Origin of the sequence: Amycolatopsis sp. NPDC059027 (assembly GCF_042739735.1) — a bacterium.
Lineage (GTDB): Bacteria > Actinomycetota > Actinomycetes > Mycobacteriales > Pseudonocardiaceae > Amycolatopsis.
This window is the reverse complement of the sequence record NZ_JBHYIK010000116.1, coordinates 5568-18249: the sequence shown is the minus strand read 5'-3', so window position 1 is coordinate 18249 and position 12682 is coordinate 5568. Positions and strand designations below refer to the sequence as shown.

The following is a 12682-nucleotide window of genomic DNA, read 5'->3' as shown; positions in this document are numbered from 1 at the left end:
TCGCCACGCACCATCACCGGGATGTCATCCGCGGTCCCCGCGTGCCGGGAGTCGTGGTAGTACGAGGCACGCACCCCCTGCGGCGCGCCCGCGCGCGCGGTGTTTGCCACATTCACCCCCGCCCCCCCCCCCACCCCGCGGGGGCGGCTTCGCGGTGAAACGGCTCACACGAACGCGCTCTGCCCGGTGATCGACTTCCCGACGATGAGGGTGTTCATCTCGCGGGTGCCCTCGTAGGAGTAGATCGCCTCGGCGTCGTTGAAGAACCGCGCGATTTCGTAGTCGAGCACGATTCCGTTGCCGCCGAAGATCTCCCGGCTCCACGCGACGACCTCGCGCATCCGCGAGGTGACGAACGCCTTCGCCAGCGACGAGTGTTCGTCGCGGAAGATCCCGGCGTCCTGCAGCCGCGCGAGCTGGACCAGCATGCCCCACGAGGCGGTGATGTTGCCGAGGCTGCGCACCAGTTTGTCCTGCACCAGCTGGAATCGCGCGATCGGGCGGCCGAACTGCTTGCGCTCCTTCGCGTAGGCCAGCGCCAGTTCGTACGCGCCGATCATCACGCCCAGCGCCTGCCAGGCCACACCGCCGCGGGTGGCGCGCAGGATCTCCGCGACGTCACGGAAGGAATTGATGTTCTGCAGCCGGTTCGCCTCCGGCACCCGCACGTCGGTGAGGGTGATTTCGGCGTTTTCCACGATCCGGTAACCCAGTTTGTTCTCGATCTTCACCGGGTTGAAGCCGGGCGTGCCCTTCTCGACGACGAATCCCTTGACGTTGTTGTCGTCGAGGTCCCGTGCCCATACGACGACGAGGTCGGCGAAGGTCGCGTTGCCGATCCATTTCTTGGCACCGTTGAGGATCCAGGTGTCGCCGTCACCTTCTTTGGATATGCGCCGTGCCGTGGTGCGCATGCCACCCGCGACGTCCGATCCGCCCAGTGGCTCGGTCATCGCGAACGCGCCGATCTTGTCCATCGCCGCCATCGCGGGCAGCCAGCGGTCCTGCTGCTCCCGGCTCCCGCCCGCCTTGATGCTGTACATCGCGAGTCCGTTGTGGACACCGAAGAAGGTGGCGCTCGAAGCGTCCACACGCGACATCTCCATCGCGGTCATGCCGATCAGCAGGTTGCTCGCGGCGGGCTTGTACTCGCTGTAGCCCTCGTAGGCCAGGCCCGCCAGGTCGAGCGAGCGGAACTTGCCGATGAACTCGCGGGGGAACTCGCCCTTCGCCCACGCCTCGTTGACCAGCGGCTTGATCTCGGTGCGCATGAAGTCGCGGACCTTGAGCAGCACCTTGCGTTCGTCGTCCGGGAGCAGCGCTTCGTAGTCGTAGAAGTCGGCGGTCAGCTGGTCTTCGAGCGGTTCCACGGTGGTGGTCATCTCAGTTCTCCTCCTTGCGGACACTGTCCAAAGCGGACAGAACGGCGATTTGCCTGCGGTCGCGCGCCTCGGCCAGTTCCGAGTACGTGGAGGAGCCGTAAGCCTTTTCGACGGCTTCGATGAGCCGTTCCTGCTCTTCGGGACTCTGCGAGGGCCTGCCGAGGCCGTCCCACATCTTCTTCATCGACTTGCCGATGTGCTCGGCCATGTGCCGGTAGCCGCCGGGGCCGCCGCCCAGGTGCGAGCCGAGGAACGGCCCGACCGTGGCCCAGCGGATGCCCAGCGAGTTCGTCATCACCTCGTCCAGATCCTCCGGCGTGACGACGCCCTGTTCGACCAGGTAGATCGCTTCACGGCTGAGCGCGTTCTGCAGCCGGTTGCCGACGAAGCCCGGGATTTCCTTGCGCTCCACCACCGGTGTGCGGCCGACCAGGCGGTAGAAGTCCACCGCGGCCGCCACCGATTCGTCACTGGTGCGTTCACCGGGCACGACCTCGACCAGCGGGATCAGGTGTGGTGGGTTGAACGGGTGTCCGATGAGGACACGGGAGGCGTCGGCCAGCTCGCCGGTGAACGCGGTCGCCGGGATCGCCGACGACGGGCTCAGCAGCAGCGCGTGCGAAGGCGACTCGCGGACCAGCGTGGCGAACAGGTCCTTTTTGAAGTCGACGTTCTCCGGCCCGTTCTCCTGCACGATGTCCGCGTCCCGTACGGCGTCGGCGACGTCGTCCGCGATGACGACCCGGTCGGCGATGCCCTCGACGGCCAAGCCCTGCTGGGCCAGATGCGGGGCGAATTCGTCCAAAGCGGACTGAACGGCCTCGGCCAGATCCGGCCGGGGGTCGCTGACCCGCACGGTCAGCCCGTGCCCGGCGAACAACGCCGTCCACGAGAGTCCGATGGTCCCGGCGCCGATCACCGCGGCGGTGCGGAATCCGGTGTTCATGAGCGCGCTCCCGTGAGGTAGTCGTGGACCGGCTTGACCGGGGCGAGCGTCAGGTCGGTGAGAATGTGGCTCGCGGAGACGATCTCGCGGACCGGCAGATCGGCCAGCGGGGCGAGCACGTGCTCGAACAACTGCAGCCGGGCGGGACCGGTCCACGCGCCCTTGACCACGACGTCGGTGATCTCGGTGCGGACCAGTTCGGCGACGCGCGGCGAACCGTCGTAGCCCGGGATCTTCTTGAGCATGAACGTCGGCACGGTGATCTGTGCCTCGGCTTCCCGCTCGTCCAGCTCGTAGTGCTTGTAGCCCATGGTCGCGGTCGCGACCCGCAGCGAGCCGTAGTCGAGCGTGCCGACCAGTGCGCCGTTGTCGACATAGAGGTTCGGCGACCCGGCGGTCTTCGGATAGGCGCTGATCTCGCGGCCGGACGCGGTGGCCGGGAAGTTGTCGAGGTACATCGCGTGCAGGTACTCGCCGCGTTCGCCGTCGAAGGTGACCGGGATGGCCTGACCCGACTCGGTGTAGGGGCCGTAACCGGAGACGTCGCCCATCTTCATGACCTCGAACCGCACCAGCGGCTCGTCGATCTCCAGCGGTTCCGGGACGACGGCGCGCAGCGCGTCGGCGTCGGTGCGGTAGACGATGTTGAGGTACTCGCGGTCGGTGAACCGCGGGACCACCGGTGCGTACGCCGGGTTCACCAACGGGGTGGTGACGTGCTGGAGAACTTCTTGCTGGTTCATGGTTTCTACCGTCCTGTCCACACGGGATCGCGGCGCTCGGCGAACGCCCGCATGCCCTCGCGGACGTCGGCCGAAGCCATCAGGTGACCCATTTCCTCGCGCTGCGCGGCGAACGCGTCGGCGTCCGGCACGCCGTCGGCGGCACGCACGATCTTCTTCACCGCGGCCAGCGCCAGCGGCGCGTTGCCCGCCAGCTGTCCGGCCAGCTTCAGCGCGACGGCCGCGGCGTCGCCCGCCGGGACCACCCGGTTGACCAGGCCCAGTTCCCCGGCGCGGATGCCGCTCACCGGTTCGCCGGTCAGCAGGAACTCCATCGCCAGGTGGTGCGGGACCCGCTTCGGCAGCCGGATGACGCCGCCGCCCGCCGCGACCAGCCCGCGTTTGACCTCGGGAAGGCCGAACGTCGCGTCCTCGGCGGCGACGATCAGGTCACAGCCCAGCGCGAGTTCGAACCCGCCGCCCATCGCGGCGCCCTCGACCGCGGCGATCAGCGGCTTGGTCAGCGTGGCCTCGGTCAGCCCGCCGAACCCGCGTCCCGGGATCTCCGGCGATTCGCCGCGCAGCGCGGCCTTGAGGTCCATTCCGGCGCTGAACGTCCCGTCCGCGCCGGTCAGTACGCCCGCGCGCAGCCCGGGGTCGGTCTCCAGCAAGTCGAGTGCGGCGGCCAGCCCGGCCGCGACGGCCGCGTCGACCGCGTTGCGTGCCCGGGGCCGGTCGATCGTGATCAGCAGGGTGGGGCCGATCCGTTCGGTGCGCACTTCGTTGGTGCTCATGGCTTTCTTCTTCCTGCGAACCTCAGCGAGCGGTGAGCTCGCGGAGGACTTCTTCGGTGTCCTGGCCCGGCGTCGGTGCCAGGCGCCGAACGGAGGCGGGGGTCGCGGAGAACCGCACCGGGATGCCGACCGTCCGGATCGGACCCTCGGTCGGGTGCTCGACGGTGTCGAGCAGGTGGCCTTCGCGGACGTACTCGTCGTCGTGCGCGCGATCCAGTTCCAGCACCGGGGCCATCGGGATGCTGTGCTTGGCGCACACCTCGGCCCATTCCCCGGTGGTCAGCGCCGGGGCGCACTCGTCGATCAGCTCGGCGAGGCCTTCGTTGTCGGCGGAGTCGATGGCGGGACCGTTGACGCGCGGGTCCTCGGCGAGATCGGGGCGCCCGGCGGCGTGGAAGAAGTCCCGGAAGTTCTGCGGGTTGTAGGGGATCACGCAGGCGAGGCCGTCCTTCGTGTGCACCGCGTGGTGACCCGGCGACATCGACAGCGGGAACCCGGTGGCGGCCAGCGGTGGCTCGAACACGTGCCCGGCGAGATGTTCGACGAGGTTGAACGCGATCAACGTGTCGGTCATCGGGATCTCGACGAACTGCCCCTCGCCGGTCTTGTTCCGGTGCACCAGCGCGGCGAGGACGCTGTAGGCGATGGTGAGCGAAGAGACCTTGTCGCCGAGGATCGTCGGCAGGTAGACCGGCTTGCCGAGCGCGCGGTTCGCGATGTCGACCAGCCCGGACGCGGCCTGCACGGTCTCGTCGTAGGCGGCGTTCCCGGCACGGTCCGAATCGCCGCGGAAACCCTGGGCGTGGGCGTAGACCAGGCCGGGGTTGCGATCGGCGAGGTCCTCGTAGGTCATGCCGAGCCGGGCCAGTGCGCCGGGGCGCATGTTGGTGATCAGGACGTCGGCGCCGTCGATCAGTTCGAGTGCGCGCTCGCGTTCCGCGTCGTCCTTGAGGTTCAATGCCACGCTTCGCTTGTTGCGGTTGACGTTCAGGTTGAGCGGGGTCATGCCCGGTGTGGTGCGGTACCGTCCGTTTCGGACGGTGTCCGCAGGCGACTCGATCTTGATCACGTCGGCGCCGAGATCGCCCAGGATCTGCGCCGCGTACGGGCCCATGACCACGGTGGAGAGGTCGATCACGCGGACCCCGTCGAGCGGGCCCGCCTTCGTCGTGCCGTCCGTCATTTCTCCTCCTGCGCCTTGCTTCGTTCTCTGCTTTCGAAGTTAGTGGCGCATTCGGGAAAACGGAATGATCAAGTGGCGAACAATGGTATGACCGCAGCGGTCATACCATTGGTGGACGCAGTTTCGGCGAATTGTGGGCGCGAATCTCAGTGGGCGATGGGGTCGCCGAAGACGTCGTGGACGATGCCGATCAGCTCTTCGAGATCGCCGCCGTCGGCGCGGTCGGCACGCCAGATCAGCCCGGTGTCCAGCTGGGGGTGGAAGTCGGTGAACGGGAGGACGGTCACGTTCTCCAGCCGGTAGCCGTGCATCGGGCTGCGTTCGTCGAGCATCGAAACCGAGAAAGCCTTTTCACTGGAAATGATTTCGGTGACGCCGCCGTAGCCGGTGTTGGTCAGCCGGATACGTTTTTTGATGCCCCGCGACGTCAGCTCGTGGTCGAGCTGTTCGAAATACGCAGGCCGCGTTTCCTCCGGGGAGGCGACATAGGCGAATTCGGACAACTCGGCCAGGCTGACCGAATCCCGCCCGGCGAACCGGTCGGCGGGCACCACCGCGCCCAGGCGTTCGGACATGACCGTGAGCACGTCCAGCGCGGGATCCGCGACCGGCAGCCGTACCACCGACAACGCGAGCTTTCCGTCGTGGACGGCGGCGACGAGATCGGCCGAGCTGCCCGGCCACCGTTTGAGCTCGTAGCGGTCGCCGCAGCGCCGGGCCAGCTCGTTGACCCGCTCGCGCAGATCCGGGTGCACCCCGGCGGGTATGCCGAGGAACAGCGTGCTGCGCTGCGGTTTGGTTGCCTCCCGCAGCCGCCACGGGATCGAGTTGACCTGCTCCAGGATGTCCCGCGCGATCGGCAGGAGCGCGTTCCCGGCGGGGGTGAGGGTCACGTGGTGCGTGCTGCGGTCGAACAGTTGCCGGCCGAGTTCGTGTTCGAGGTCCTTGATGCGCTGGCTCAGCGGGGACGCGGCCATGTGCAGCTTGCGCGCCGCCGCGGAGAAGTTCAGCTCCTCGGCCACGGCCACGAAGTAGCGCAGGTGCAGCATCTCCATCCGAGCCAGCCTAGCCGGGGCAGGTCAGCGCGCCTGTTCGAACGCCGCGAAATGCGTCGAAACGAACAGGTCCATCGCCTCGTCGACGGCACGGCGGTCACCGGTCGTCACGAGGTCGAGCAGGAGGCCTCGCGCCACGGCCAGGCAGAGCCGGGCCTGCGCCGCGCACTGTCCTTCCGGGACACCGGCGCGGGCGAGCAGCTCGGTCAGCGGCGGCAGCCAGTCGTCGACGACGCCGTCGAGCAATGCGGTGGTTCCCGGCGTGCCGCCGAGCGCGTGGCCGTAGAGCTGGAAGAACAGTCTTTCGTTACGCCGCAGGGTGTCGTCGGTGAGCCGGCGCCAGAACCGGCGGCCGAGTTCGACGATCGGGACGTCGGCCGGGAGATCGGCGAGCACCTCGCGCTGACGCCGCTCGACCTCGCTCGCGACCGCTGTGAGCAGGCCTTCCTTGGAGTCGAAGTGGTAGATCAGCATCCGGTGGCTCGTGCCGAGCGCGCCGGCGAGGGTCCGCAGGCTCTGGTCCGCGCCGCCATGCCGTCCGATGTGCTCGATCGCCGCCTCCAGGAGCTTCGCCCGGGGATCGGCGCTTGCCGCAATCATGTACCACATGGTACGTGTACCATGTGGTACGGCGAGGGAGAGGGTCCGATGGGGATTCAGCGGATATCGGTGCGGGGTCACACGACGGCGTCGCCCGAGGAGGTCTACGCGCTGCTGAGGGACGGAGCGAGCTGGCCGGAGTGGTCTCCGCTCGGCTCGTTCCGCCTGACCCGGGAAGGGGAGGACGCGCCCGAGGGCCTCGGCGCGCTCCGCCTCTTCCGCACCGGGCGGATCAAGAGCTGCGAGGAGATCGTCGAACTCGTGCCGGCTCGCCGGTTCTCGTACGCGCTGCGCTCGGGCCTGCCGCTGCGCGGCTACCGCGCCGACGTCGACCTGACGCCGGACGACGGCGGCACCGAAATCCACTGGCATTCGGCGTTCACGGCGAAGATCCCCGGCACGGGATGGCTGTACCGGCGCACGCTCGCGTCGTTCATCCGGCGGTGCGTCGACGGGCTGGTCGCGGCGACCAGCGCGACCGGGGTGCGGCCCGCCCCATAGAGTAGGCGCATGTCAGCGCCACGACGGGGATCGACCGGACGGACCCAGGAGGAACGCAGCGCCGCGATGCGGACGCGCCTGCTCGACGCGACCGTCGACTGCCTCGTCGAGTACGGCTACTCCGGTACCACGACGACCCGCGTCGCGGACCGGGCCGGGGTCACCCGCGGCGCGCAGGTGCACCATTTCCCGACGAAGGCCGATCTGGTGACGTCCGCGATCCGGCATCTGGCGGCCAAGCGCACCCAGGTCGCGATGGCCGAGCTGGACCGGCTCCGCGCGTCGTCCGATCCGGTGGGCGACGCGCTGCAACTGCTGTGGGAGATGCACCAGGGGCCGGTGTTCTCCGCGACCGTCGAGCTGTGGGTGGCTTCGCGCACCGACCCCGAACTGCGGCGGCAGATGGCGTTGGTCGAACCGATCGCCACCAGCAGCCTGATCGAGTTCGGGAAGGCGCTGCTGCCGGACTATTCGGGACACCCGGAGTTCCTGCACGCGGTGTACACGGCGATGGACGTCGTGCGGGGCATCCTCATCGCGAGCTGGGCCACGCGGGACCAGGCCGAGCTGGAGGCACGCTGGGACCGGGCGCGCGGGCACCTGCGGGTGCTGTTCACCGCGCTCATGGCACCCGCGACGTCACACTGACCTGCGCGCGGGGGTGTTACTCTCTCTGGGAGAGTGAGGAGGGGTTGCCGTGGACCTCAGCCCGAACCCGTTCAACCGGGACTGCCCGACCCGCCAGCTGCTCGACCGCATCGGCGACCAGTGGACGGTGCTCATCGTCGGCGCTCTCGTCGACGGTCCGCTGCGGTTCACCGAGATCGGCAAGCGGGTGGACGGCATCTCGCAGAAGGTCCTCACCCAGACGCTGCGCAGCCTGGTCCGCGACGGCATCCTGACGCGCACCGCCTACCCGGTCATCCCGCCGCGTGTCGAGTACGAGCTGACTCCGTTGGGGCGCAACCTCTCCGAGCCGCTCGACATGCTGGATCGCTGGGCCCGCAGCCACATGGGCGAGGTCGAACGCGCCCGCGACACCTACGATCGCGAGAACGCCGCCGTCTCCGCCTGAGCCTCTCAACGGGGGACGAGGCCGGCTTCGTGGGCCAGCAAACCGGCCTGGGTGCGGTTCGCGCAGTCGAGTTTCACCAGCATCCGCGACACGTAGCTCTTCACGGTCGCCTCGGCGAGGTGCAGCCGCGCCGCGATGTCCGCATTGGACAGTCCTTCGCCCAGGCACGCCAGCACATCCGTCTCGCGTTCGGTGAGCCCGGCGGTCTTGCGCCGCGCGTCCTCACCGCGCTGGCGGCCGTCGGACGACAACGCGACGAGCCGCCGCGCGGCTTCCGGCGAGAGCACGGTGTGCCCGTCCGCCGCCACCCGGACCAGGCCGATCAGATCCTCCGGCGGCGTCGATTTCACCAGGAACCCGGCCGCGCCCGCGCGCAGCGCCCGGATCACGTACGTGTCGGCGTCGAACGTCGTCAGCGCCACCACCGCGGGCGCGTCCGGCAGGGCCGCGATGCGTTCGATGGCGGTCAACCCGTCGACACCGGGCATGCGCAGGTCCATCAGCACCACGCGCGGCCGGTACCGAACCACCGCCTCGACCGCCTCCGCGCCGTCCTGCGCCTGTGCCACGACGTCGATGTCGTCCGCGGAGCCGAGGATCGAGCGGAGATGCGCGCAGACCATCGGCTCGTCATCGACCACGACCACCGGGATCACTGTGCGCGCCTTCCGTCGTCGGGACGTAGGCGGGCAGTATCGCACCGACCCGGAACCCGCCGCCGGGTACCGGGCCCGCGTCGAACCGCCCGCCGATGAGCTCGACCCGCTGGCGGAGCCCGGCGAGACCCGCGCCGGAGCCTTTGCCCGCCAGCGCTGGATCCGGCGGGGAAGCCGCCGCGGTGTTCCGGACCGACACCTCCAGCCCGCCGGCGTGATACCGCAGGTCCACCGTCGCGGACGAGCCGGGCGCGTGCTTGCGGACGTTCGTCAGCGCCTCCTGCACGACCCGGTACGCGGTCCGCGCGATGGTCGGCGAAAGCTGCGACGGATCGCCGGTCACCGAAAGCTCCGTCGGCACGCCCACCGACCGCGATTCCTCGGCCAGCGTCGCCGGATCGCCGGTCGGCGCGGGGCTGAGCGTGCGCGCGTCGAGGTTCGCGCCGTTGCGCAGCACGCCGACGAGATCTCGGAGCTCGTCCAGCGCGAGGGCCCCTTCCCGGCGGATGTCCTCGGCGGCACCGCGCACGGCGTCGTCCTGCGAGGTCACGCCGAGCGCGCCGGCGTGCAGCACCATCAGGCTCAAGCGATGGGTGACGACGTCGTGCATCTCGCTCGCCAGCCGTCGCCGTTCCTCGGCGCGGGCCTGTTCGGCGAGCAGATGCTGTTCACGTTCGGCCCGCTCGGCGCGGTCGCGCAGGGAACGCAGCAGCTGCTTCCGCGCCTCGAAGTACAGCGAGACGACGGCGGGCAGCGCGGTGCTGAGCAGGCCGAACGGCGTGATGTTCCAGCTCGGCTGCCAGGGCCGGGTCGCGATCACCGCGAGGATCCCGGCGACGATCAGCACGGTTCGCCGGTCCAGCACCTTGGCGAGCTGGCTGAGCACCACCGGCGTGATGGTCGGCACCGTCCGCGACGTCACCACCGGATCCACCGGCACGAGCAGGCCGGGGGTGAAGAGGTTGGACGCGAGCATCAGCAGCGCCACCACGACGACGAATCCCGCGACCTGCGCCGGGAACCGGAACAACAGGATCAGCGACAGGTCCGAGATCAGCTGGAGGACCAGCCCCGCCGCCGGGCCGAGCGCGCCCGTCGTGGGCGGGTCGAAGATGTACATCACGACGTCGAGGCCGCAGAAGGCCAGCGCGGCGAAAACGAGCCAGAAGCCGTCGCTCCGACTCGGCCACAACGGCCGGTGCCCCGCTCTCTCCGCCACGTCGTCACGGTAACGGCTGGCGTGTCCCGGCGCGCCCGATCCGCATCCGCGGCGATTCCGATGCCGACGAAAGTTGCGACTCGCGACGGGATCGGCAACTTTCGTCGCCGTGATCACCCTCCTTGCCCGCTTATCCGCACCCCGCCCGGCGCGGTGGACTGGCGGTACCGGCGAGGGAGAGGGGCCAGGGAGATGCAGACCGTCCGAACACGACTCGGGACGCCGCCGTTGCCCGGATTCGCCCGGGTGCCCGTGCTGGTGATCGCGGCGCTCGCGGGCGGCGTGCTGCTGGTGACCAGCAGCCGGTACGCCAGAGGGTTCGACGAGCTGTATTTCCTGGTGGCCGGTCGAGATCATCCTGCCTGGGGGTATTTCGACCAGCCACCGCTCGTCCCGCTGCTGGCAGGCGGAATGGACGCGCTGTTCCCCGGCTCGCTGATCGCGCTGCGGCTGCCGGTGACGCTGGCCGCCGCGGCGGGTGTCGTCGTCACGGCGCTCATCGCGCGGGAGCTCGGCGGGGGACGGGTCGCGCAAGCGATGGCCGCAGGTGCGTACGCGACGTCGGGGCTCGTGATCCTCAGCCACTGGATCGCGACGTACACGCTCGACCCGTTCCTGTGGACGGTCGTGGTGTGGCTGCTGGTCCGCTGGGTTCGCACGCGCCGCGACGGGCTGCTCGTCTGGGCCGGTGTGGTGACGGCGGTGTCGCTGGAGACGAAGTTCCTCACCCCGGCGCTGTGGGCGCTGGTGCTGCTCAGCGCGTCGGTGTTCGGGCCGCGGGAACTGCTGACCCGGCCGAAGCTGTACCTCGGTGGTGCGATCGCGGTGATCGCGACGATTCCGACGCTGCTCTGGCAGGCGACGCACGGCTGGCCGTACGCGCGGATGAGCGACGTCGTGGCCGCCGAATTCCCTGGCTACGGGGCCTTCTTCCGCGACGTGCTGACCAGCGCGGGCATCGGCGCCGGGATGCTGGCGTTGCTGTACGGTTTCTGGCGGCTGCTGCGCTCGCCGGACTTGCGCGCGTATCGGTTTCTCGGCGTCGCGTTGCTCGCGGTGATCGTCGCTTTCGCTGTGGCACAAGGACGTTCGTACTACGTGTTCAGCGTGCTCGCGTTGCCGTTCGCGGCCGCGGCGACCGAACTGACGCGGCGGAACCTGGTGCGCTGGTGGCGCGCGGTGGTCTGGCCGGTGTTCGTGCTCTCGGCCGTGATCACTGTCTCCGCTCTTCCGGTCTTCCCGGCGACGATGGCGAAGACCAGCATCGGTTTCCTGCCGCTGGGCAGCGTTTTCGCGCCCGGCGAGCTGCCGCAGGCCCAACTCGGCGAGCAGATCGGGAAGCTGTATGCCGGCCTGCCGCCCGGGGAACGGGAACACACCGCGGTGTTCGCCGAGATCTACCCGATGGCGGCGGCCGTCGAGTACTACGGCAGGCAGTACGGCGTCTCGGATGTCTACAGTGGACACCGAGGGTACTGGTACTTCGACCGGCCGCCGGAATCGGTGACGAGTGTGGTCTTCGTGGGATTCGACCCGGAGTTGTTACGGCCGTACTTCGACCGCGTGACCCCGGTCGTGGACGGGCTGGTGTGGCGGTACGAAGGCAGAAAGGTGCCGTGGCCGGAGATCTGGCCGTCGGTGAAACGGCAGTGAACGGAAGGAACGCGATGAGTGAGTTGTCGTTACCGGCCAAGGCCTATCTGCTGGCCTGCGATCCCGGGGGCGGGCGGTTGCGCGACCGGCAGCGGGTGAGCCTGCTGGTCCGCGCAGCCGCGCTCACGGATCTGGTGCAGCGTGGCCGGATCGCCGACGATGACGGCAAGGCCGTCGCCGTCGACGAACGCGGGACGGGGGATCTCGTCCTCGACGACGTACTCGCCGAGGTGGCGGGGGATCGGCGGCGTTCATGGCGGTCGTGGGTCCGGCGGGGCGCGAGGGATACGGTGCGGTCGCTCGAAACCCAGTTGGACGCGGCGGGCACGATCGAGCTGAAGGTCTCCCGCGCACTCGGGCTGTTCACGGTACGGCGTCCGCTGGTGTTGGATCGAGGTGCGGCGGACCGGCTTCGCGGCGCCGTCGACGACGCGGTGCGTGGCGCGACAGCAGTGTCCGAAGTGGACTCGGCGGCCGCGGCGCTGGCCGCGCTCGTCGCCGCGGCGGAGCTGCGCACGGTGGTCTCCCGCCGCGATCGGCGGCGTCACCGGGCCCGGATCGCCGAGCTGGAGGAGCGGGCCGGTGCCGCCGTTCCCGCTCTCCGGAAGGTGTTCCGGGAGCTGCGAGCCGCCCGCGCGGCGGCGGTGTCCAACGCCTCGAACCACGGCGGCTGAGTCCCGCATTCCTGCGCCCGAGTTCCACGTTGAGGTGTCTCGGTAGGTGGGGGTGCGGCTTCGCTGGTGGGTGCTTTCCCGGGGTCGTTGTGGTGCGGTGAAGGAGGCCTTCACAGTATGCGGTGGGCCCGGCCGGTGTGTGGGGGGGGGGGGGGTCGGGTGCGGCAAGGTAGGCGGCGCCAAATCTGGCAGAGAGAGCGGGAAAACAAGCTGACGCGGAGC

14 protein-coding genes are annotated in these 12682 nt (G+C 69.5%); 5 read left to right on the top strand and 9 right to left on the bottom strand.

Features of this window, described 5'->3' with window-relative positions:
• Positions 1-164: 164 nt before the first annotated feature.
• The 7 genes from ACFWY9_RS42685 to ACFWY9_RS42655 form a co-directional block, all read right to left on the bottom strand.
• A complete protein-coding gene (locus ACFWY9_RS42685; RefSeq protein ID WP_378341572.1) occupies positions 165-1382 on the bottom strand; it encodes an acyl-CoA dehydrogenase family protein in 1218 nt (405 codons plus the stop codon).
• Between the two features lies 1 nt (position 1383).
• Positions 1384-2328 (bottom strand): 3-hydroxyacyl-CoA dehydrogenase NAD-binding domain-containing protein, encoded by a 945-nt coding sequence (locus ACFWY9_RS42680; protein WP_378341571.1) that lies wholly within the window; start codon positions 2326-2328, stop codon positions 1384-1386.
• Positions 2325-3071: an acetoacetate decarboxylase gene (locus ACFWY9_RS42675; RefSeq protein WP_378324159.1), complete on the bottom strand. Its 747-nt coding sequence runs from the start codon at positions 3069-3071 to the stop codon at positions 2325-2327. The genes ACFWY9_RS42680 and ACFWY9_RS42675 overlap by 4 nt, the downstream gene beginning before the upstream one ends.
• 5 nt (positions 3072-3076) lie before the next feature.
• On the bottom strand, positions 3077-3844 hold the full coding sequence (locus ACFWY9_RS42670) for a crotonase/enoyl-CoA hydratase family protein (protein WP_378341570.1): 768 nt from the start codon (positions 3842-3844) through the stop codon (positions 3077-3079).
• Positions 3845-3866: 22 nt separating this feature from the next.
• Entirely contained in the window at positions 3867-5027 is a 1161-nt protein-coding gene (locus ACFWY9_RS42665) for a CaiB/BaiF CoA transferase family protein (protein ID WP_378341569.1), read from the bottom strand.
• Between the two features lie 146 nt (positions 5028-5173).
• Positions 5174-6082 carry a LysR family transcriptional regulator gene (locus ACFWY9_RS42660; protein WP_378324162.1) on the bottom strand — a complete coding sequence of 303 codons (909 nt, stop codon included), beginning with the start codon at positions 6080-6082 and terminating at the stop codon, positions 5174-5176.
• Between the two features lie 24 nt (positions 6083-6106).
• Positions 6107-6682, bottom strand: coding sequence for a TetR/AcrR family transcriptional regulator (locus ACFWY9_RS42655; protein ID WP_378341568.1), 576 nt, complete (start codon positions 6680-6682; stop codon positions 6107-6109).
• A gap of 48 nt (positions 6683-6730) precedes the next feature.
• On the opposite strand from ACFWY9_RS42655, the gene ACFWY9_RS42650 reads away from it, so the two are divergent.
• The 3 genes from ACFWY9_RS42650 (at position 6731) to ACFWY9_RS42640 (ending at position 8258) form a co-directional block, all read left to right on the top strand.
• Positions 6731-7183 (top strand): SRPBCC family protein, encoded by a 453-nt coding sequence (locus ACFWY9_RS42650; protein WP_378341567.1) that lies wholly within the window; start codon positions 6731-6733, stop codon positions 7181-7183.
• Positions 7184-7249: 66 nt separating this feature from the next.
• Complete coding sequence (locus ACFWY9_RS42645; protein WP_378324273.1) at positions 7250-7831, top strand: TetR/AcrR family transcriptional regulator; 582 nt, start codon at positions 7250-7252, stop codon at positions 7829-7831.
• Positions 7832-7880: 49 nt separating this feature from the next.
• Entirely contained in the window at positions 7881-8258 is a 378-nt protein-coding gene (locus ACFWY9_RS42640) for a winged helix-turn-helix transcriptional regulator (protein ID WP_378341566.1), read from the top strand.
• Between the two features lie 5 nt (positions 8259-8263).
• On the opposite strand, the gene ACFWY9_RS42635 is transcribed toward ACFWY9_RS42640, so the two are convergent.
• A complete protein-coding gene (locus tag ACFWY9_RS42635; protein ID WP_378341565.1) occupies positions 8264-8914 on the bottom strand; it encodes a response regulator in 651 nt (216 codons plus the stop codon).
• Positions 8889-10133, bottom strand: coding sequence for a sensor histidine kinase (locus ACFWY9_RS42630; RefSeq protein WP_378341564.1), 1245 nt, complete (start codon positions 10131-10133; stop codon positions 8889-8891). Before ACFWY9_RS42630 ends, ACFWY9_RS42635 begins: the two co-directional genes overlap by 26 nt.
• A gap of 192 nt (positions 10134-10325) precedes the next feature.
• Here ACFWY9_RS42630 and ACFWY9_RS42625 point away from each other — a divergent pair, with 192 nt between their 5' ends.
• A complete protein-coding gene (locus ACFWY9_RS42625; RefSeq protein ID WP_378341563.1) occupies positions 10326-11786 on the top strand; it encodes a glycosyltransferase family 39 protein in 1461 nt (486 codons plus the stop codon).
• A gap of 14 nt (positions 11787-11800) precedes the next feature.
• Positions 11801-12460, top strand: coding sequence for a GPP34 family phosphoprotein (locus ACFWY9_RS42620; RefSeq protein ID WP_378324169.1), 660 nt, complete (start codon positions 11801-11803; stop codon positions 12458-12460).
• Positions 12461-12682 lie beyond the last annotated feature (222 nt).

Coding starts and splice junctions, on each gene's coding strand:
- ACFWY9_RS42685 (WP_378341572.1), bottom strand. CDS start 1,382: ATGACCACCACCGTGGAACCGCTCGAAGACCAGCTGACCGCCGACTTC.
- ACFWY9_RS42680 (WP_378341571.1), bottom strand. CDS start 2,328: ATGAACACCGGATTCCGCACCGCCGCGGTGATCGGCGCCGGGACCATC.
- ACFWY9_RS42675 (WP_378324159.1), bottom strand. CDS start 3,071: ATGAACCAGCAAGAAGTTCTCCAGCACGTCACCACCCCGTTGGTGAAC.
- ACFWY9_RS42670 (WP_378341570.1), bottom strand. CDS start 3,844: ATGAGCACCAACGAAGTGCGCACCGAACGGATCGGCCCCACCCTGCTG.
- ACFWY9_RS42665 (WP_378341569.1), bottom strand. CDS start 5,027: ATGACGGACGGCACGACGAAGGCGGGCCCGCTCGACGGGGTCCGCGTG.
- ACFWY9_RS42660 (WP_378324162.1), bottom strand. CDS start 6,082: ATGGAGATGCTGCACCTGCGCTACTTCGTGGCCGTGGCCGAGGAGCTG.
- ACFWY9_RS42655 (WP_378341568.1), bottom strand. CDS start 6,682: ATGATTGCGGCAAGCGCCGATCCCCGGGCGAAGCTCCTGGAGGCGGCG.
- ACFWY9_RS42650 (WP_378341567.1), top strand. CDS start 6,731: ATGGGGATTCAGCGGATATCGGTGCGGGGTCACACGACGGCGTCGCCC.
- ACFWY9_RS42645 (WP_378324273.1), top strand. CDS start 7,250: ATGCGGACGCGCCTGCTCGACGCGACCGTCGACTGCCTCGTCGAGTAC.
- ACFWY9_RS42625 (WP_378341563.1), top strand. CDS start 10,326: ATGCAGACCGTCCGAACACGACTCGGGACGCCGCCGTTGCCCGGATTC.
- ACFWY9_RS42620 (WP_378324169.1), top strand. CDS start 11,801: ATGAGTGAGTTGTCGTTACCGGCCAAGGCCTATCTGCTGGCCTGCGAT.